Source organism: Pseudoxanthomonas daejeonensis (genome assembly GCF_010093205.1).
Classification (GTDB): Bacteria; Pseudomonadota; Gammaproteobacteria; order Xanthomonadales; family Xanthomonadaceae; genus Pseudoxanthomonas; species Pseudoxanthomonas daejeonensis.
Window position 1 is genome coordinate 1 of record NZ_PDWN01000001.1, and the last position, 19651, is coordinate 19651.

General features: G+C 69.7%; 15 protein-coding genes and 1 pseudogene. 2 read left to right on the forward strand and 14 right to left on the reverse strand.

What is annotated here, in order from left to right; all coding sequences use genetic code 11:
- Positions 1-254, reverse strand: a pseudogene (locus CSC65_RS00005) (carboxy terminal-processing peptidase); the annotation flags it as partial.
- Between CSC65_RS00005 and CSC65_RS00010 the strand changes: the two are divergent.
- Positions 201-680, forward strand: a complete 480-nt coding sequence (locus tag CSC65_RS00010) for a winged helix-turn-helix transcriptional regulator (RefSeq protein ID WP_162408220.1) — start codon at positions 201-203, stop codon at positions 678-680. The pseudogene CSC65_RS00005 and the gene CSC65_RS00010 sit on opposite strands and share 54 nt — an antisense overlap.
- 659 nt (positions 681-1339) lie before the next feature.
- Here CSC65_RS00010 and CSC65_RS00015 read toward each other — a convergent pair.
- From CSC65_RS00015 to CSC65_RS00075, 13 genes are all read right to left on the reverse strand, one after another.
- Positions 1340-3550, reverse strand: a complete 2211-nt coding sequence (locus tag CSC65_RS00015) for a carboxy terminal-processing peptidase (protein ID WP_162407922.1) — start codon at positions 3548-3550, stop codon at positions 1340-1342.
- 196 nt (positions 3551-3746) lie between these two features.
- Positions 3747-4766 (reverse strand): lipoyl synthase, encoded by a 1020-nt coding sequence (lipA, locus tag CSC65_RS00020; protein ID WP_162407923.1) that lies wholly within the window; start codon positions 4764-4766, stop codon positions 3747-3749.
- 498 nt (positions 4767-5264) lie between these two features.
- On the reverse strand, positions 5265-5981 hold the full coding sequence (gene lipB, locus CSC65_RS00025) for a lipoyl(octanoyl) transferase LipB (RefSeq protein WP_162407924.1): 717 nt from the start codon (positions 5979-5981) through the stop codon (positions 5265-5267).
- Entirely contained in the window at positions 5969-6247 is a 279-nt protein-coding gene (locus tag CSC65_RS00030; protein WP_162407925.1) for a DUF493 family protein, read from the reverse strand. Before CSC65_RS00030 ends, lipB begins: the two co-directional genes overlap by 13 nt.
- A 139-nt stretch (positions 6248-6386) precedes the next feature.
- Positions 6387-8240, reverse strand: coding sequence for a glycoside hydrolase family 2 protein (locus CSC65_RS00035; protein ID WP_162407926.1), 1854 nt, complete (start codon positions 8238-8240; stop codon positions 6387-6389).
- A 211-nt stretch (positions 8241-8451) separates the two neighbouring features.
- Entirely contained in the window at positions 8452-9699 is a 1248-nt protein-coding gene (locus CSC65_RS00040; RefSeq protein WP_425501280.1) for a D-alanyl-D-alanine carboxypeptidase family protein, read from the reverse strand.
- A gap of 121 nt (positions 9700-9820) precedes the next feature.
- A complete protein-coding gene (locus CSC65_RS00045) occupies positions 9821-11047 on the reverse strand; it encodes a septal ring lytic transglycosylase RlpA family protein (protein WP_162407927.1) in 1227 nt (408 codons plus the stop codon).
- Positions 11044-12165 (reverse strand): lytic murein transglycosylase B, encoded by a 1122-nt coding sequence (mltB, locus tag CSC65_RS00050; RefSeq protein WP_162407928.1) that lies wholly within the window; start codon positions 12163-12165, stop codon positions 11044-11046. Before mltB ends, CSC65_RS00045 begins: the two co-directional genes overlap by 4 nt.
- A 73-nt stretch (positions 12166-12238) precedes the next feature.
- Positions 12239-13360 carry a rod shape-determining protein RodA gene (rodA, locus tag CSC65_RS00055; RefSeq protein ID WP_162407929.1) on the reverse strand — a complete coding sequence of 374 codons (1122 nt, stop codon included), beginning with the start codon at positions 13358-13360 and terminating at the stop codon, positions 12239-12241.
- Positions 13357-15579, reverse strand: coding sequence for a penicillin-binding protein 2 (gene mrdA / locus CSC65_RS00060; protein ID WP_162407930.1), 2223 nt, complete (start codon positions 15577-15579; stop codon positions 13357-13359). The genes rodA and mrdA overlap by 4 nt, the downstream gene beginning before the upstream one ends.
- A gap of 12 nt (positions 15580-15591) precedes the next feature.
- Positions 15592-16077, reverse strand: a complete 486-nt coding sequence (gene mreD, locus CSC65_RS00065) for a rod shape-determining protein MreD (RefSeq protein ID WP_162407931.1) — start codon at positions 16075-16077, stop codon at positions 15592-15594.
- Entirely contained in the window at positions 16074-17162 is a 1089-nt protein-coding gene (gene mreC / locus CSC65_RS00070) for a rod shape-determining protein MreC (protein WP_162407932.1), read from the reverse strand. Before mreC ends, mreD begins: the two co-directional genes overlap by 4 nt.
- 100 nt (positions 17163-17262) lie before the next feature.
- Complete coding sequence (locus tag CSC65_RS00075; RefSeq protein WP_162407933.1) at positions 17263-18309, reverse strand: rod shape-determining protein; 1047 nt, start codon at positions 18307-18309, stop codon at positions 17263-17265.
- 322 nt (positions 18310-18631) lie between these two features.
- On the opposite strand from CSC65_RS00075, the gene CSC65_RS00080 reads away from it, so the two are divergent.
- The gene (locus CSC65_RS00080; protein WP_162407934.1) at positions 18632-19564 is read left to right on the forward strand and encodes a carbohydrate kinase family protein; all 933 of its coding nucleotides are present in this window, start codon (positions 18632-18634) and stop codon (positions 19562-19564) included.
- Positions 19565-19651 lie beyond the last annotated feature (87 nt).

The following is a 19651-nucleotide window of genomic DNA, read 5'->3' on the forward strand; positions in this document are numbered from 1 at the left end:
TTGAGGTAGTCGGTAGGCGGGTCGACCGAAGCGGTGTAGGCGTTGAGGAACAGCGCGAACACGTCCTCGCCCTTGAGCTCGGACCCCGAGCGGGCGACCTGCTCGTAGCGCTTGTCCAGCGTCTTGCGGATCTCGGCAGGTTCCTTGCCGGCGATCTTCAGCCGCAGCCAGTCGTTCATGACCGACTTGCGCCACAGCGCATCGAGCGCGCCGCCCGCGACCTGGATCGCATCGACCGGCACATCCTGCGCATCCTCCAGCAGGAAGGGCGCATTTCCTTCACCGAACTGGGCGAGCGCGTGGGCCTGTCGACCACGCCGTGCACCGAGCGCGTGCGCCGGCTCGAACGCGACGGAGTGATCGAGGGCTACTACGCAAAGCTCAATCCGCAGGCGCTCAAGGCCGGCCTGCTGGTGTTCGTGGAGATCAGCCTGGCGTACAAGTCCGGCGATATCTTCGAGGAGTTCCGCCGCGCGGCGTTGAAGCTGCCCAACGTGCTGGAGTGCCACCTGATGTCCGGCGACTTCGACTACCTGATCAAGGCGCGCATCTCGGAAATGGCCTCCTACCGCAAGCTGCTGGGCAGCAGCCTGCTGACCCTGCCGCACGTGCGCGAGTCCAAGAGCTACATCGTGATGGAAGAGGTCAAGGAGACGCTGACGCTGGCGATCCCGGACTGAGGCTCTCGGGAACGGAACGACGTCTTCCCTGCCCGCGGCGTCGGTGTCGCGGCCTGAAGTCCGCTCCTACAGATGCCGACGCACCGCGCCTCCGTAGGAGCGGGCATGACCGCGACACCGAGGACAGCGGAATCACGAAGCAGTCCCCTGTGCTCAAGGCTTCAGGCCGGTCGGAGTCCGGACGGCGTCGTCCCTGCCAATCGCATCGGTGTCGCGGCCTGAAGTCCGCTCCTGCAACGGCCAGCGCCTTCGCGCTTCTGTAGGAGCGGGCATGACCGCGACACCGAGGACAGCGGAATCACGAAGCAGTCCCCTGTGCTCAAGGCTTCAGGCCGGTCGGAGTCCGGACGGCGTCGTCCCTGCCAATCGCATCGGTGTCGCGGCCTGAAGTCCGCTCCTGCAACGGCCAGCGCCTTCGCGCTTCTGTAGGAGCGGGCATGACCGCGACACCGAGGACAGCGGAATCACGAAGCAGTCCCCTGTGCTCAAGGCTTCAGGCCGGTCGGAGTCCGGACGGCGTCGTCCCTGCCAATCGCATCGGTGTCGCGGCCTGAAGTCCGCTCCTACAAATCCGGGTGCGCGCGTGGTCTGCGCACGGGTGAAAAGGAATCGGCGGCCGAGGCCGCCGATTCGCATGGCACCTGCGGGCGACTAACGCGTCACTCGGTCCAGCGCACCGCCGAGGCGGTCTTCGGCAGGATCTGTGCCGACAGCGTGCGGTCCTGCTCGAGCAGGTCGATGGCGTTGGCCAGGATCGCCGCGGCCTCGCGCTGCAGCGGATCCGGACGCTTTTCGGCGGCCTTCTCGCGGGCGGCGTCGCGGACCACGTCGCGCTCGTTGGCGGTCAGGCCGTCGTCGGTTTCCTCGGCCAGCGGATCCAGGTCCAGGCCCTTCTCCTTGCGGATCACCTGACGCTCCTTGCGCTGGGCTTCCTGACGATCGCGCTCGGCGCGTCGCTCGGCCTCGTTGAGCGACAGGTACTTCTTCGCCGCCTCGGCCCGGTAGTGGCTCACGTCCTCGCTCCACCACTGGAACTCGAGGTCGTCGGCGATGCGCGCAGCATGCATCTGCTGCAGCTGCGGCAGCAACGGCGCGAAGTTGCCGTAGCGTGCGTGCGGCACGGCGGCAATGCGCGTCCACGGCAGCGCGTTGTCGTAGGTGCTCTCGCCGAACTCGTTGGCGTCCACGCTCAGCGGATAGGTGATGTCCGGCACCACGCCCTTGTTCTGCGTGCTGCCGCCATCGGCGCGGAAGAACTGGGCGATGGTCAGCTTGACCTGGCCGTAGCGCGGGCCTTCGCCGGCTGCCGGCCAGCGGTCCAGGTCGAGCAGGTTCTGCACCGTGCCCTTGCCGAAGGTGGTCTCGCCGATGATCAGCGCGCGGCCGTAATCCTGCATCGCACCGGCGAAGATCTCCGACGCCGACGCCGAGCCGCGGTTCACCACCACCGCCAGCGGGCCTTCCCAGGCCACGCCGGGCGTGCGATCGCTGTAGACCTGCACGCGGCCGCCGGATTCGCGCTGCTGCACGACCGGACCCTGGTCGATGAACAGCCCGGTCAGCTGCACCGCCTCGTCGAGCGAGCCGCCACCGTTGTTGCGCAGGTCCAGGACCACGCCGTCCACGCCCTTGGCCTTGAACTCGGCCAGCAGGCGGGCGACGTCGCGGGTCGCGGAGGTGTAGTCGCTGCCGTTGCGGCGGCGGCCTTCGAAGTCCTGGTAGAAGGTCGGCAGCTCGATCACGCCGATCAGGCGTTCCGGTGCGCCGGCATGCGCCGGGATCGTGTAGGTCTTGCTCTTGGCCGCCTGTTCGGCCAGCTGCACGCGCTGGCGGGTCAGGGTGACGGTGCGGTGGCCGCCGTCGATGCCGCTTTCGGCCGGGATGTACTCGAGCTTGACCTGCGTACCCTTGGTGCCGCGGATCTTGGCGACCACGTCGTCGATGCGCCAGCCGATCACGTCCTCGATCGCGCCGGTCTTGCCCTGGCCCACGCCGACGATGCGGTCGCCAGCCTTCAGCGTGCCGTCCATCGAGGCCGGGCCACCGGGGATGATCTCGCGGATCACGACCACGTCATCCTGGCGCTGCAGCTGCGCACCGATGCCTTCCAGCGACAGCGACATCTGCTGGTTGAAGTTCTCGGCGCTGCGCGGATTGAGGTAGTCGGTATGCGGGTCGACCGAAGCGGTGTAGGCGTTGAGGAACAGCGCGAACACGTCCTCGCCCTTGAGCTCGGACACCGAGCGGGCGACCTGCTCGTAGCGCTTGTCCAGCGTCTTGCGGATCTCGGCAGGTTCCTTGCCGGCGATCTTCAGCCGCAGCCAGTCGTTCATGACCGACTTGCGCCACAGCGCATCGAGCGCGGCGCTGTCGGCGGCCCACGGGGCCTTCTCGCGGTCGTATTCCCAGCGCTCGTTGCCGGTGAAGTCGAAATCCTTCTTCAACAGCTTGCGCGCGTAGTCCACGCGCTGCTCGACGCGTTCGCGGTAGATGCCGAACATGGCGAACGCCGCGGACGGATCTCCCTCGCGCACGGCGTCTCCCATCGAGGCGCGGTACGGCTCGAAGCGGGCGATGTCGGCGGCGGTGAAAAACTGCCGGTTGCCGTCCAGCGCTTCCAGGTAGCGGCGGAAGATGTCTTCCGACAGGGCCTGGTCGGCCGGCCGCGGACGGTAGGCCAGGCGGCTGTCGGACAGCGCGCCATAGACCATCTTGGAGATGGTGGCCTGGTCGGCGGTGGGCGCGATCGCCAGCCGGTTGCCCGCCGGGTTGCCCACCTGGGTACCGTCCGCGCGCGCCAAGAGGGCGAGCGGCGTGGCCAGCAGCAGGGCGGTGAACAGGGAAAGCGGGACGGAGAATCTGCGGTTCATGTAGGGGCTCATCGCCGGCGAAGCGCCGGTAGGGTCAGGCTGGACCAGGGCTGTGACCGGCGAACAGTGCCGGAAGTTGCACGCGCCGGCACCGGGCCATGCGGGCACGGTTCACCGCAGGCTAGCCGCCCGGGCGTACGGAAAAGTGAATGATCCGCCATCGATGGCGGCGTGGCGCAGCGGACGCCCGTGGCGCTCAGGCCGTGACCCCGGCACCGGCCGCCTGGCGGTCGGCGTGGTAGGACGAACGGACCATCGGGCCGGAGGCGACGTGGCTGAATCCCAGCTCGTAGCCGTACAGCTCCAGTTCCTTGTACTCGTCCGGGGTCCAGTAACGCATCACCGGATGGTGGTGCGCGGTGGGCTGCAGGTACTGGCCGATGGTCACCATGTCCACGTCGTGGGCGCGCAGGTCGCGCAGGGTGGCCCGCACCTGCTCCATGGTCTCGCCCAGGCCGAGCATGATCCCGGACTTGGTCGGCAATGTCGGGTGCTGGGCCTTGAACTTCCGCAGCAGGGTCAGCGACCACTGGTAGTCGGCGCCGGGACGCACGTTGGGATACAGGTCCGGCACCGTCTCGATGTTGTGGTTGAACACGTCCGGCGGGTTCTGCGCGAGGATTTCCAGTGCGCGGTCCATGCGGCCCTTGCCGCGGAAATCGGGAGTCAGGATCTCGATCCGGGTGCCCGGCGCGCGCTCGCGGATCGCGGCGATGCAGTCGACGAAATGCTGGGCGCCGCCGTCGCGCAGGTCATCGCGGTCGACGCTGGTGACGACGACGTACTTCAGGCCCATGTCGGCCACGGTATTGCCCAGGCTTACCGGCTCGCTGGCATCGGGCGGTTTCGGCCGACCGTGGGCGACGTCGCAGAACGAGCAGCGCCGCGTGCAGACCTCGCCCAGGATCATGAAAGTCGCGGTGCCATGGCCGAAGCATTCGTGGATGTTCGGGCAGCTGGCTTCCTCGCACACGGTGACCAGGCGGTTCTCGCGCAGCTTGGCCTTGAGGTTGGCCACCGCGTTGCCGGACGGGATCCGCACCCGGATCCAGGACGGCTTGCGCAGCACCGGCGCATCGGCGAACTGCACCGGCGAACGGCCGATCTTGTCGCCACCGAGCTGCTTGGTGCCGACCTGGAGCGTGCCGCCCTCCTGCGGCGCGGCCGGATCGGACAGGACCTGGAGCGGGATGGCACGGGAGGCTGGGGAAGTCATGGTGCCTATTGTAGGCCGGAGGCGACGAGGCTGCCCGGCGCAGGCGTGCCGGCGATGCAACGCTTGGGGCGATGGATGGAACGGCGGGCGGCGCCGCATTCGGAAAGTGGTGGGCCGACGCGCTAGATGGCACTGGAGCCGGCGGGAGCCAGAGAAAGCGTCGGCTTCGGACGGGGCCGCCGTGCCATGGGGAGGGCCCGCCCCTCGGGACGACATCGTGTCTTTACTCGGGCCGTGGCACGACGTCCTTCGCGAACGTCCGGCCCAGCGCTTCGGTCAGCAACGGCGATGCGCGTCATCGCTTCGGGATGGGGCCCTCCACGACCGCAGCGGGCTGGTGCGATGCCTGCCGAGGGGAAGTAAAGGAGGAGGTCCTGGCCACAGGCCAGGGCCGGGGGACATGGACGTCGGCAGGCATCGTGCCGGCCCGCCGCAGCCCACCGCACCCCCCATGCAAAACACGCGTCCCCGGGATGCGTACGGAAGGACGCCTCGGAATCAGCCCTGCAACAGATCCGGCAGGCCGGCCCGGGACTGCAGGTCCAGGCCGAACTGGCGGGCGACATGCCCCAGCAGCACCGGCTTGACTGCGTCCATGCCCGAGGGGCCACCCAGGTCCCGCAGCGAGGTCACCTGCAAGCCCTGGTAGCCGCAGGGGTTGATCCGGTGGAACGGCTCCAGGTCCATGCCGATGTTGAAGGCCAGGCCATGGAAGCTGCAGCCGCGGCGCACGCGGATGCCGAGCGCGGCGACCTTGGCATCGGCCACGTACACGCCCGGGGCGCCCTCGCGGCGCGTCGCGCCGATGTTCCATTCGTCCAGCGTGTCGATGATCGCCTGCTCGATCCTGCAGACGTAGTCGCGCACGCCGACCTTCAGCCGGCGCAGGTCCAGCAGCGGGTACAGCACGATCTGGCCGGGGCCGTGGTAGGTGACCTGGCCGCCGCGGTCCACGTGCAGCACCGGGATATCGCCGGCCGCCAGCACGTGCTCGGGCTTGCCGGCCTGGCCCAGGGTGAACACCGGGTCGTGTTCGACCAGCCACAGCTCGTCGACGGTCTCCTCGTCGCGCGCATCGGTGAAGCGCTGCATCGCGCGCCATGCCGGCTCGTAGGCCTGGCGGCCGAGGTCGTAAACGAGCGCCGGCAACGGGGCGGCCGCCCGCGACGCCTCCGGGGAGACGGCGCAGGCCGGTGCGACGCCTACAGCGTCCACTTCACTTCCGGATGGTCGCGCAGGGCCTGGTGCGCCGCGTCGTACTGCGCGCGATCCTCGGCGCGGAACGCGATCCGCACGGACACGTACTTGCCGTTGCTGGAATGCTTCCACTGGATGCGCTCTTCCAGCACTTCCACGCCGAAATCGCCCAGCAGCCTGGGAAGTTCGGACTCGAGGCCGGTGCCTGCGTTGCCCATGGCACTGAGCTCGAAGGTGCCGGGGAACTGGAAGCCGTGTTCGGGATTGTCGGATTTGATTTCCATGCCCGCATTATCGGGGCGGGACGGCGGTATCCCAAGTGAAAGGCAGGACGGGTCGCACGGGCGCCGGAGACGGTTGCCCAGGCGTGGAACGGGCCTGGCCGCGCTGGTTCGACACGCGGTCAGCAGGACAGGCCCCGCCCTACGGGGTCGAGCCGGCCCTGCCCCGGTAATAGTCGCGCAGGACGAAGAACGCCTTCTTCGGCACGCCCTTCTCCGACAGCACGCCCTTGCGGTTGTAGCCGTCCTGGATGCCGGCCAGCGGCCGGCGCGGGGAACGGAAGTCGGTGAGGATCCACGGCGAGGTGCCGGCGAAGCCCTCGATTCCGTCGAGCATGCGCAGCGTCCTGCGGTACAGCTCCTCCTGGTATTCCTCGGTCCAGATCGCGCCGGCATCGCCATGCAGGCCGGACTTGGCATCGGCGCCGAATTCGCTGACGAACACCGGCTTGTCGTAGGGAATCTGCCAGCGCACCCGGTCGAGCTTGTCCAGCGAGCCGTCGTACCAGCCGATGTACTGGTTGAAGCTGACCAGGTCGACCAGCTCGGCCAGCGGATCCTCGACCACCGCCACGTCCGGGTCGTCGGTGCGGTAGTGCTTTTCCATCGCCGCGCTGAGCAGGCGACTGTCGTCCAGCGTGCGGGCGCGCGCGGCCAGGCGCGACAGGAAGCGGTTGCGCGCGTCGGACACCGGCGTCTCGTTGGCCAGCGACCATACGATCACCGACGCGCGGTTGCGGTCGCGGCCGATCATCGCCTCCAGCTGGGCCTCGGCGTTGCGGTAGGTCGCCTCGTTGGCCCAGTCGATGGTCCAGTAGACCGGGATCTCCGACCACACCAGCAGGCCCATCTCGTCGGCCAGCCGCGCCATGTGCTCGCTGTGCGGGTAGTGGGCCAGGCGGACGAAGTTGGCGTCCAGCGATTTCGCCCAGTCGAGCAACTGCCGCGCCTGCTTCGCATCGCGCACCCGCCCGCCGCCGTCGGCCGAGTATTCCTCGTGCACCGAGATGCCGCGCAGGAACAGCGGTTCGCCGTTGAGCAGGAGCTGCCTGCCGCGCGTGGAGATCGTGCGCAGGCCGACGCGATCGAGCAGCGTGTCGGCCCCGCTGGCGATCTCCAGCCGGTAGAGCTGCGGATGCTCCGGCGACCACAGCTGCGCATCGGGCACCCGGAAGCGGAACGTGGCCTGGCCGTCGGCGTCGGCACGTACGACCTGGTGCACGCCCAGGTCCGGCAGCGATACGCCGACCTTCTCGCCGCCACGCGCGCCGTCGAGTTGCACGCGTCCCTTTATCTCGCGGTCTTCAAGGGACGCCAACGCGAGGCGGTAGTCGCGCACGAACACCGCCGGCACCACCACCAGCTCGACCGGGCGCGTGATGCCGCCGTAGTTCCACCAGTCGGTATTGAGCGTGGGCACGCCGTCGGCGCGGCGCTTGTTGTCGACCTTCAGCACCAGCGAGTTGCCGCGCGCCTGCAACCGGTCGGTCACTTCGAAACGGAACGGGGTGAAGCCACCCTCGTGCACGCCGAGCTTCCTGCCGTTGAGGTAGACGTCGGCGCGGTAGTTCACCGCACCGAACTCGATGAATACCCGGTCGGTGGCCTTGCGCGCGGGCGCATCGAAGGTCTTGCGGTACCAGACGCTGCCCTCGTAGTAGTAGAGCTTCGGATCCTGGGTATTCCAGTCGCCGGGCACCTGCAGCGTCGCGGCGCGATCGAAGTCGTACTCGACCAGGTCGGTCGGCGAATCGGGCCTGGCATCGCGGAAATACGCGCCCTTGGGCGGATCGGCCTGCTGGTCGAACGGCTGGTAGCGGTAGTTGTAGTAGCCGTTTTCGTAGGGATCGACGATGACCTTCCACTCGCCGTCCAGCGAGTGCTTGGCGCGCGTGTAGACCTGCATCGGCGCTTCGGCGGCCGCGGCTGCGAGGGTGCCGATCGTTGTGCCCAGGAACAGCAGTAGTTGGCACGTGGCGGACAGCAACGCTCTCACGGCATCTTTCCCCGGCGCATCGGCGATGAGTGGCGGCCGGAGCATAACCCACACCCCCATCGCATCCGCCGCGTAGGGTCGGGCAAGCCTGTTCCCTTTAATGGCAGCAGCGGGAGAGCCCCGCTTGGGTACCGATCGTGTCGATGGGCCCGCAAACGCTGCGCGGCCCCGAAGGGCCGCGCAGTTCATGACATGGATGTCGAACCGGACCTCAGTCCGAATCCCACCACATCCAGAACGCATCCCACAGGCGCTTGAAGAAACCGCCCTCTTCCACCGCGGTGGTCGCCACCAGCGGCGCCTGGGCGATGACCTTGCCGTCCAGCGACACCTTCACCGTGCCGATCTCCTGGCCGGCGGCGACCGGCGCGACCAGCGACTTGGGCACTTCCATCGCCGGCTTCAGTTCCGGATAGCGGCCGCGCGGCACGCTGACCAGCAGCGGCTCGGCCACGCCCAGCTGCACCTGGTCGGCCTTGCCCTTCCACACCTTCAGCTGCGCCACCGGCTTGCCGGGCTCGTACAGCTTGTGGGTCTCGAAGAAGCGGAAGCCCCAGTTGAGCAGGGCCAGGCTGTCGTCGGCGCGCTGGCGCTCCGAGCTCGAACCCATCACCACCGCGACCAGGCGCTGGTCGTCGCGCTTGGCCGAGCTCATCAGGCAGTATCCGGCGCCGGAATGGTGGCCGGTCTTGATCCCATCCACGCTCGGGTCGCGCCATAACAGCAGGTTGCGGTTGGGCTGGGTGATGCCGTTGACCGTGAATTCCTTGACGCTGTTGAACGCGTAGGTTTCCGGGTAGTCGCGGATGAAGGCACGGCCCAGCAAGGCCAGGTCGTGCGCGGTGCTGTAGTGCTCCGGCGCGGACAGGCCGTGCGCGTTGACGAAGTGGCTGCTCTTCATGCCGATCTTCGCCGCGTAGCTGTTCATCAGGTGGGCGAAGGCCTCCTGGGTTCCGGCGACGTGCTCGGCCAGCGCGATCGCCGCGTCGTTGCCGGACTGCACCGCCATGCCCTTTTCCATGTCGCGCAGCGGCGCGCGCTGGTTGACCGGGAAGCCGCTGAAACTGCCATCGGTGCGGGCGCCGCCCTCGCGCCAGGCGCGCTCGCTCATCAGCACCTGGTCGTCGGGCTTGACCTTGCCGGCGGCGGTTTCGGCGGCGATCACGTAGGCGGTCATCACCTTGGTGATGCTGGCCGGTTCCACGCGCGCGTCGGCGTTCTCGCCGGCCAGGACCTGGCCGGTGGCGTAGTCCATCAACAGCCAGGCGGTGGACTGGGCCGGCTTGGGCGCGCCGGGGATGGCGACCGCAGACGGCGTGGCCGCGGCGGGGGCAGGCTGGGGCGCAGGCGCCTGGGCCAGGGCCAGGCCGATCGAGAACGTCGTGGCCAGGGCGGCGGCGAACATACCCTTGGAGGGCAGGCCTCGAGCGGGCGCGCCGGCGGCAAAACGGAACTTCATGCGGATGGGGACTCCTGCATTGGCCGGCACGGTGGCCGGCGGGGCTGACAGCGATGGCGTCCGGAAGCGACGCCCGCGTGGAAGAGGGGAATTGTAAGCATGGTGCGCCGCGGGCGCCGGTTCATTCACGGACCAGCTGCGGCGTCCCGAATCCGAGACCGGCGATGCGGCCCGCAAGTTCCGTCGCATCGGTGGCGCCGGGCGCCACGCGCAGGCGCCAGAAGGTGCGGCCGCCGGCGACCACGTCATCCAGCCGTGCGCCGGGAATGCCTGCGGCCAGTAGGCGCTCCAGCGCGCGCCTGGCGTTGTCCAGGCTGGAGAAGCTGGCGACCTGCAGTTCCGGGCCGGTCGCGGCCGGGCTCGCCGCCGCGGCACCTGCCAGGGGCGCCGACCCGGCGGGCGCATACGATCCGGATTGCGATACCGGCAGCATCGCCATCGCCTGGCCTGGGCCGGCGGGCGTCGCAGGCACCACCGGCGCAGTTGCCGCCGCCACATTGGATACCGGTGCGCTCGTAGCCACGCCGGCCGTCGAAGGCAACGCTTGCACGAGCTGGTCCATGCCGGTCGCCGGCGTGGCCGGCGCGGTCGTGGCCACGTTCCGGGACGGTGCCGGATCGGCCCTGCGGGCAGGGGCTGCGGCGCGACGCGGCGCGTCGTCGTCGCCAGGCTGCAAAGCGCGGACCTCCACCCGACCGGTGCCGCGCGCCACGATTCCCAGCTTCACCGCCGCCGCGTAGCTCAGGTCGACCACGCGACCTTCGTGGAAGGGGCCGCGGTCGTTGACCCGCACCACCACCGACTCGCCGTTGTCCAGGTTGGTGACCCGGGCGAAGCTGGGAAGCGGCAAGGTCTTGTGCGCGGCGGTGAACGCGTACATGTCGTACACCTCCTGGTTGGAGGTGCGGCGCCCGTGGAACTTGGCGCCGTAGTACGACGCGGTGCCTTTTTCGACGTAGCCCTTCGGGTGGTCCAGCACGTAGTACTTCTTGCCCAGCACCGAGTACGGCGAACGGTTGCCGACCGCCGAGGGCGGTTCACTGGTCACCTGCGGCTCGGGAATGCAGGCCACGTTGGGTATGTAGGTCGGCGTGGTGTCGCTGACGCCCGGCTTGTACAGGCCGCCGGCGGTGTAATCGCCGCGGGTGGTCGGATCCTCCTGCGCCGCCGCATACGGCGAAGCGCCGGAGCAGCCGGCTGGAACGCCGGACGTGGGCTCCTTGGACACGGCCTTCGCGCCGGCGACCGGCTTTCCATGCGCGGTAGCGGGCTTCTTCGGTGCACTGCTGCAGGCGGCGAGCGCCAGTACCGCCAGGATCAGCATGCCCTGCGGCAGCCCGGCTTTCATGCCGGCGGGATCTCGCGGCCGGCAATCGCCTGCGACAGCTGGTACACGGCCATCGCGTACATCTTGGAGATGTTGTAGCGGGTGATGGCGTAATAGTTCTGGAAGCCGAGCCAGTACTGCGGGCCGGCGCTGCCTTCCAGCGACACCGGGGTGGCGGTCGCGCCGGCCGGCACCGGCTGCTGCGGCGTGTAGCCGCGCGCGGCCAGGTCGGCGAGCGTGTGGCTGGGGATCCAGTCTTCCGGATTGAACGGCTCGCGCCCGGGCGCCAGCGTCGCCGGTACCGCCACCGGGCCACCACGGACCCAGCCGCCCTTCTTCACGAAATAGTTGGCGACCGAAGCGAAGACGTCGTCGAGGCTGCCGAACAGGTCGCGGCGACCGTCGCCGTCGCCGTCCACCGCGAACTCGCGATAGCTCGAAGGCATGAACTGGCCCAAGCCCATCGCCCCGGCGTAGCTGCCCTTGAGCGCGGCGATGTCCAGCTTCTCTTCCCTGCCCAGCGCGAACAGCTGCGCCAGTTCGTCGCGGAAGAACAGCTCGCGCCGCACTTCGCGTTCGAGCTTGGCCGGATCGCCGCTACGGGGGTAGCGGAACGCCAGCGTGTACAGCGCATCGAGCACCGAGTAGCGGCCCGTGTTGCCGCCATAGCTGGTTTCCACGCCGATGATCGCCACGATCAGCTCGGCCGGAACGCCGGTCTGCGCCTGCACCTTGTCGAGCGCCTCGCGGTGTTCGGCCAGGAATGCGCGGCCGCCATCGATGCGCGCCTGGCTGATGAACATCGGCCGGTACTCGTGCCACGGCTTGACCCGTTCGGCGGGGCGCGACATCGCCGTGACCACGCTGTCCAGGAACGTGGCCCCGGCCAGGGTCGCTTCGATTTCCGCCGCTGGAACACCGAAACGCGCGGACGTATCGCGCACGAAGTTGGCGCGCGCGGTCTCGAACGGGACCGGGGTGAGGTCGACCGGCGACGCCTTGGGTTTCTCGGGGGCGGCCTCGGCAGGCGTGGCAGCCTTCGCGACGGGCGTGGAGGCCGGCGGCGAAACGAACGCCTCCTTCGGGATGCAGCCGAGGAGGGTGAGGGCCAACAGGCTGGCGAGTGCGTGTTTCGTCATCGTCGGGAGCCTAGCATGTGCCTGCAAAGGCACGGAACCTTCGCATTTTCGCAATCGCATCCAGCGCATGCGTTCAGCGGATTCCATGCACCGGCCGGTGCGTGCGCACCGCCATCACCAGGCCCAGTCCGGCCAGCAGCGATACCGCCGACGTGCCGCCGTAGCTGAGCAAAGGCATCGGCACGCCCACCACCGGCAGCAGGCCCGAAACCATGCCGCCGTTGACCAGCACGTAGACGAAGAACGCCAGGCCCAGCGCGCCCGCGAGCAGGCGCGAATAGGTGTCGCGCGCTTCGACCGCGATCCACAGGCAGCGCCCGACCACGAACAGGTACAGCGCCAGCACCGCGGCCACGCCGATCCAGCCGAACTCCTCGCTCAGCACCGCGAAGATGAAGTCGGTGGTCTGCTCGGGGATGAAATTCAGGTGCGCCTGGCTGCCCTCGCCCCAGCCCTTGCCGGTGAGGCCGCCCGAACCGATCGCGATCTTGGACTGGATGATGTTCCAGCCGGTGCCCAGCGGATCGCGCTCGGGCTCCATGAACGTGAGGATGCGGTCCTTCTGGTACGGGCGCAGGAGCCAGATCCATGCCACCGGCGCGACTGCCGCCACGCCACCGATGGCCACGCCCACCCACCACCACGGCAGGCCCGCCAGCAACAACGCGAACACGCCGCTGGCGGCGATCAGCATCGCGGTACCGAAATCCGGCTGCAGCAGGATCAGTCCGGTCGGTACCGCGACCAGCAAAGCGGCCACGAGCACGGTGTCGACGCGTGGAGGCAGCGGCCGCTTGTGCAGGTACCAGGCGACCATCATCGGCAGGGTGATCTTCAGCAGTTCCGACGGCTGCAGGTAGAACACGCCCAGGTCGAGCCAGTGCCGGCCATGCTTGCCGGTGCCCACCAGCAATACCGCGATCAGCGGCAGCAGCGACAACGCGTACACCGAGGGCGACCAGGCGCGCAGGCGGATCACCGATACCCGCGACAGGGCCCACATCGCCAGCAGGCCGACCGCGAACCGCGCGCCCTGCGCCTTGATCAGCGCCGGGCCGCTGCTGGCGCCGCCGGCGCTGTACAGCACCGCCAGGCCCATCGCCATCAGCGCCGCCAGCGCGAGCAGCAACGGCCAGTCCAGCGTGCGCGACACGCGCGCGCCCATGTCGAGCAGCCAGCGCAGGAAATCCCTCACCGGTCGTCCTCCGCATCCGGAGGCGGCGGTACCCGTGGTCCGGATGCGGGATCGGCGACCCGGGGCGAGGCCGCGGGCGCTTCCGCCGCGGAAACGCCACTTGCAGCCCTCACCGGGTCCGCGTTGTGCAGGCGCGCCCAGTTGCCCAGGCTGTTGGCGGATGGATTGCGGTCGCTCGCCAACGCCGGGGAGCGCTGCGCGCTGGCGGCGGGTGGCGTCACCACGTCCGCCACGCTCGACGGCGGGGTGGAGGATGCGCCCGCGCTGGCGGTCGCCGCAGGTGCCGGTACGGTGGACGGCGCCGTTGCCGGCGGACAATCCGCCGCTTCCCCGGCACACCCCGGCGCGTCCACGCCGTCGATCGGCTCCATCCCCGCAGGCAGCTTGCCCAGCAGCCAGGCATCGAAGATCGCCCGCGCGATCGGCGCGGCGGTGCTGCCACCGTAGCCGCCGCCTTCCACCGCCACGGCCACGGCGATCTGCGGATCGTCGGCCGGGGCGTAGCCGATGAACAGCGCGCGATGGCGCAGGTGCATCGGCAGGCTGCGCGGATCGACCGCGGCGGTGCCGCGGCGACTGACAACCTGCGCAGTGCCGGTCTTGCCGGCGATCCGGTACGGGATGCCCGTGCCGATCGCGCGCGCCGTGCCGCCGGGGCCATGCACGGTCATGACCATGCCCTCGCCCACCACCTGCAGGTCCGCCGGGCTGTCGCTGATCTGGCCCGGTGCCGGCTGCGGCAGCGGCGCCCAAGGCGCGTCGAAGCGGTCGCGGCGCGCGTCCACCAGGTGCGGCCGGCGCAGGCGGCCGCCGTCGGCCAGCGCGCCGGTGCCGCGCACCATCTGCAGCGGCGTCACCTTCCAGTCGCCCTGGCCGATGCTGATGTTGACCGTGTCGCCCGGATACCAGCGCTCCTTGCGGTTCTTCAGCTTCCACGCCGGGCTGGGCAGGATGCCGGTGTTCTCGCCGGCAAGGTCGATGCCGCTGGGCTGGCCGAAGCCGTAGCGGGACAGGTACTCCTGGACGCGGCCGATGCCCATGTCCAGCGCCAGCTGGTAGTAGTAGGTGTTGACCGAATCGGCGATCGACTTGCGCGCGTCGGTCCAGCCGTGGCCGCCGCGATGCGAGTCGCCCCAGCCGCGGCTGGTGCCGGGCAGGTGGAACATGCCGGTGGACAGGGTCCGGTCCTCCGGCTTGCGGATGCCGCTGTCCAGGCCGGCCAGCGCCAGGAACGGCTTGAGCGTGGAACCCGGGGCCACGCCGCCGAGCACGGCGCGGTTGAACTGCGGGCGCGAGGGGTTGTCCATCAGCGCGCGGTAATCGTCGTGCGAGATGCCGTTGACGAACAGGTTCGGATCGAAGCCCGGGAGGCTGACCAGCGCCAGGATCTCGCCGGTGCGCGGATCCATCGCCACCGCCGTGCCTTCCAGTTCGCCGAACGCGGCCACGGCGGCGCGCTGCAGCTCGGCGTCGATTGACAGGCGCAGGTCGGCGCCCGGCCGCGCCGGCACGCGGCCGACGGTCCGCAGCGCGCGGCCCTGCACGTTGGTCTCGATCTGCTCGTAGCCGACCTGGCCGCGCAGCATCTCCTCGTAGGAGCGCTCGATGCCGGTCTTGCCGATGTGGCTCAACGCCGCACCGCCGTCGCCGAGCTTGGCCAGGTCGTCTTCATCGACCCGGCCGACGTAGCCGATCACGTGCGAAAACAGGTCGCCGTAGGGATAGTGCCGGGTCAGGTAGGGCTGCAGCTCGACGCCCGGGAAGCGCCAGCGGTTGACCGCGAAGGCGGCCATCTCCTCATCGCTCAGGCGCAGCTTCAGGGTGACCGGCAGGAAACCGCGGCCGGACTTGCGCTCCTTTCGGAAGTGCGCGATCTCGTCCTCGCTGAGCGCAATCACCTGCCCCAGTTCGGACAGCAGCGCATCGAGGTCGCCGGCCTTGTCGGGGGTGACGTCGAGGCGGAACGCGGGCAGGTTCTCGGCCAGCAGCCGGCCCTGGCGGTCGTAGATCATGCCGCGCGCCGGCACCACCGGGCGCGGGCGGATCCGGTTGGCTTCCGAGCGCGTGGAATAGTCGGCGTGCTGCAGCACCTGCAGGCGGAAGTACCACGCGCCCAGGCCGACCAGCGCCAGCGCCACGGCAAGGAAGCCGAGCGCGGCGCGGCGGCGGAACTGCTCGGCTTCGGCGTGCGGGTTCTTGAACGGTCGACGGCTGCTCATGCTCGCGCCGGCTCAGTTGCCGCGCCGGCCCAGACGCAGCGCGTCCAGCAGCAGGAACAGCGGCGGCCACAGCACCACGCCCAGCAGCGGCGCCCACCAGTAGTTCCAGGGCAGGGCCGCCTGGCCCAGCGCCAGGTGGATGGCCGCGACCACGATGCGATCGTTGAGCAGCAACGCCCCGATCGCCAGAGCCTGCTGCGAAAGCGGGAAGAAGCGCAGTCGCGCGCGGAAACGCTGCAGGATGAAGGCCATGATCACCAGGCGCAGGGCCTGTTCGCCGAGCAGTCCGCCGTAGGCGATGTCGGCGGCCAGGCCGACCCCGAACGCCAGGCCCAGCCCGGCGCGCGAGGGCGCCTCGATCACCCAGTAGGCCAGGACCAGCGCCAGCCAGTACGGACGCAGCGGCTGCAGCATTTCAGGCAGTGGCAGCAGGCCGAGCAGCAGGGCCACGAACAGGCTCGCCGGCAGGATCCAACCCCCGTCGCGCAGGCGGCTCATCGTCGCGGCTCCGGTGGTGGGGGCCCGGCGGGCACGGCTTCGGCGGACGCCGGAGCGACCCGCGGCGTCCGTGTCGCGCCTGCACCGGTGGGCGATGCGGCCCCGCCTGGCGCCGCCGCGGGCGCGTTGGGCGTGGCGACCACGCCAGCCGCGGAAGACCGCATCGCAGCGGCTCCATCCAGCGCCGTCGGCGCCGCAGCCGGTCCCCCGGCGGCCGGCAGGTCCGGATCGGCCGGGGTCGCGGGCGGCAACGTGCCGACCCGCAGCAGCAGCACGTCGCGGCCCCGGTCCAGCTGTGCCGCCGGCGAGAGCTCGCCGACCAGGAAGGCCTGGCTTTCGTCCGGGCGCAGCGCGGTGATCGTGGCGACCGGGAAACCCGCCGGGAACCGCCCGCCCAGTCCCGACGTCACCAGCACATCGCCGACCTGCACGTCGCGGTTCAACGGCACGTCGCGCAGCTCGAGCCGGTCGCCGCCGCCATAGGCGATCAGGCGGACCCCGTTGCGCGCGATCATCACCGGCACCGCATGGTCGGGGTCGGTCAGCAGCAGCACGGTCGACTGCATCGGAGTGACTCCGACCACCTGCCCGAGCAGGCCGCCGGCATCGATCACCGCCTGGCCGATGCTCACGCCCTGGCGGCTGCCTGCGGCCAGCACGAGCCGCTGCCGCGACGGCTCCAGGTCGATGTTCAGGATCGGCACCAGCTGTACGTCCAGGCCGCCGCGTTCGGCGACGCCGAGCAGGCCGCGCAGCTGCGCATTGTCCAGGGCGGCGTTGCGCAGCCGGGTCAGGCGTGCGTTGGCCAGCAGCAGGTCGTTGCGCAGCTGCCGGTTCTCCTCGAGCAGGGCACCGCGCGAGGCCAGGCCTTCCTTCAGGCCGCCACCGACGCGCCCCGGCAGGCCGGCCAGCGCCCAGACCGGCTGGGCGACCAGGTCGGCCTGCGCGCGCAGCTGGCGCAGCCAGCCGCCACGGTGGTCGAGCACCAGCAACGTGGTGGCCAGGGCGAGGTAGGCCAACAGCCGCAGCGTTCCGGCGGTGTCACCAGGGCGGGCAGCAGCGGCAGGTCCGGAATAGGACGACACGGAAGGCGTTCGGCGGTCGCGGCGGCAATGGGCAAGTATGGCGGCGGACGCGTGCACTGTGACAGGCCGCGCCGCCGCGGCCCGTCCACGCGTGCCCGGATCAGTCCGGCGCGAAGAACTCGTTGCCGTGCATGTCGACCAGCTCCAGCGCGCGGCCACCGCCACGCGCCACGCAGGTCAGCGGATCGTCGGCCACCTGCACGTGCAGGCCGGTCTCCTCGCCGATCAGCTTGTCCAGGTCGCGCAGCAGGGCGCCGCCGCCGGTCAGCACGATGCCGCGCTCGGCCACGTCGGCGCACAGCTCCGGCGGGGTCTGCTCCAGCGCCAGCCGCACCGCGGAAACAATCCCCGACAGCGGCTCGTGCAGCGCTTCAAGCACTTCGTTGGAGTTGATCTTGATCATCTTCGGCACGCCCTCGGCGAGGTTGCGCCCGGAGATCTCCATCTCGTGGACCACCGCCTGCGGGTAGGCACAGCCCAGCTCGACCTTGATCCGCTCGGCGGTGGCCTCGCCGATCAGCATGCCGTGGTTGCGGCGCACGTAGTTGGTGATCGCCTCGTCGAAGCGGTCGCCGCCGATGCGGACCGAAGCCGAATAGACGATGCCGTTCAGCGAGATGACCGCCACCTCGGTGGTGCCGCCGCCGATGTCGATGACCATCGAGCCACGGGCCTCCGACACCGGCATGCCCGCGCCGATCGCGGCGGCCATCGGCTCCTCGATCAGGTACACGTCGCGGGCGCCCGCCTCTTCGGCCGACTCCTTGATCGCGCGGCGCTCGACCTGGGTCGAACCGGCCGGCACGCAGACCAGAACGCGCGGGCTCGGGCGCAGGAAGCGCGACTTGTGCACCTTCTTGATGAAGTGCTTGAGCATCGCCTCGGTGTAGGTGAAGTCGGCGATCACGCCGTCCTTCATCGGGCGGATGGTGGTGATGTTGCCGGGGGTGCGGCCGAGCATCTGCTTGGCTTCCGCGCCGACCGCCGCGACCGAGCGGGTACCGCCGATGGCGCGGTCCTGGCGCACGGCGACCACCGAGGGCTCGTTCAGCACGATGCCCTGGCCACGCACGTAGATCAGGGTGTTGGCCGTGCCCAGATCGATGGACAGGTCATTGGAGAACATGCCACGGAGCTTCTTGAACATCGGGAGGGGCGGTCCTGGGGCTGGCGGAGAGGGCCCGGCACCCGTCGCGCGGGGGATGGCGACGGCGGCGAAATTTTGGGCAGGCGTTCTGGCAAAACGCGGTCGGTTAGCCTAGCAACGGGACCGGGCGCGGGCAAGGAACTCCACGACGGAAAAGGCGGTTTTCGCTACGCTCTTCAGGCGGCGGTCGGGCCCCGTCGCGCGATTCCGGGCTGGCCGTGCCGGGACGCAGCCGGTAACCTTTGCGCCGCGGCGCGTCCGGCCCCGGACGCACCCGCCGCACCCGCCTCGCCCGCCACCGGGCCTCCCGAGCAGCCAGCCGATGTCCACCCTGATCTGTGGTTCCCTTGCCTACGACACCATCATGGTGTTCCCGGACCAGTTCAAGAACCACATCCTGCCGGACAAGGTCCACATCCTGAACGTGTCGTTCCTGGTGCCGCGGATGCGCCGCGAATTCGGCGGCTGCGCCGGCAACATCGCCTACAACCTGCACCTGCTGGGCGGCAACCCCGTCCCGATGGGCACGGTGGGTTCGGACTTCGGGCCGTACCGCGAGCATTTCCAGGCGCTGGGCATCGACCTGTCGCAGGTCAAGGTGATCGAGGAGCTGTTCACCCCGCAGGCGTTCATCACCACCGACCACGACAACAACCAGATCACCGCCTTCCACCCCGGCGCGATGATGCGTTCCTACGAGAACCACGTGCGCGACGTGCCCGGCATCACCCTGGGCCTGGTCGGGCCGGACGGACGCGAGGGCATGCTGCAGAACGCGGTCGAGTTCAAGGAAATGGGCGTGCCGTTCATCTTCGACCCGGGCCAGGCGATGCCGCTGTTCAACGGCCAGGAGCTGCGCGATTTCATCGAGCAGGCCGACTACGTCGTGGTCAATGACTACGAATCCAACCTGCTGCAGGAACGCACCGGCTGGACCGACCGCGAGATCGTCGCGCGCGTCCAGGCCTACATCACCACCCAGGGCCCCAAGGGCGCGCTGGTGCACACGCCCGAGAAGACCTACGACATCCCGCCGGCGCACGAGCGCCGCGTGGTCGACCCGACCGGCTGCGGCGATGCGTTCCGTGCCGGCCTGATCCTGGGCATCGAGAAGGGCTACGACTGGCTGACCATCGGCCGCATGGGCAACCTGATGGGCGCCCTCAAGGTCGAGCACCCCGGCACGCAGAACCAGCGCTTCGATTTCGACGGGTTCAACGACGAGTTCAAGCAGCAGTTCGGCTACGCGCTGTAACCGGGGAACCCGTCCGCGCCATCGCGGGCACGGGCCATGACACCGGCGCGCCGGCCAATGCCGCGACCAGTGGCTGCGACGCCCCGC

What these genes read in the sequence shown, in the direction of transcription:
- CSC65_RS00015 (WP_162407922.1), bottom strand. Translation starts at nt 3,550, where the DNA reads ATGAACCGCAGATTCTCCGTCCCGCTTTCCCTGTTCACCGCCCTGCTG.
- mrdA (WP_162407930.1), bottom strand. Translation starts at nt 15,579, where the DNA reads ATGAGCAGCCGTCGACCGTTCAAGAACCCGCACGCCGAAGCCGAGCAG.
- CSC65_RS00040 (WP_425501280.1), bottom strand. Translation starts at nt 9,699, where the DNA reads ATGAAGTTCCGTTTTGCCGCCGGCGCGCCCGCTCGAGGCCTGCCCTCC.
- CSC65_RS00030 (WP_162407925.1), bottom strand. Translation starts at nt 6,247, where the DNA reads ATGGAAATCAAATCCGACAATCCCGAACACGGCTTCCAGTTCCCCGGC.
- CSC65_RS00080 (WP_162407934.1), top strand. Translation starts at nt 18,632, where the DNA reads ATGTCCACCCTGATCTGTGGTTCCCTTGCCTACGACACCATCATGGTG.
- lipA (WP_162407923.1), bottom strand. Translation starts at nt 4,766, where the DNA reads ATGACTTCCCCAGCCTCCCGTGCCATCCCGCTCCAGGTCCTGTCCGAT.
- mltB (WP_162407928.1), bottom strand. Translation starts at nt 12,165, where the DNA reads ATGACGAAACACGCACTCGCCAGCCTGTTGGCCCTCACCCTCCTCGGC.
- CSC65_RS00075 (WP_162407933.1), bottom strand. Translation starts at nt 18,309, where the DNA reads ATGTTCAAGAAGCTCCGTGGCATGTTCTCCAATGACCTGTCCATCGAT.
- CSC65_RS00045 (WP_162407927.1), bottom strand. Translation starts at nt 11,047, where the DNA reads ATGAAAGCCGGGCTGCCGCAGGGCATGCTGATCCTGGCGGTACTGGCG.
- mreD (WP_162407931.1), bottom strand. Translation starts at nt 16,077, where the DNA reads ATGAGCCGCCTGCGCGACGGGGGTTGGATCCTGCCGGCGAGCCTGTTC.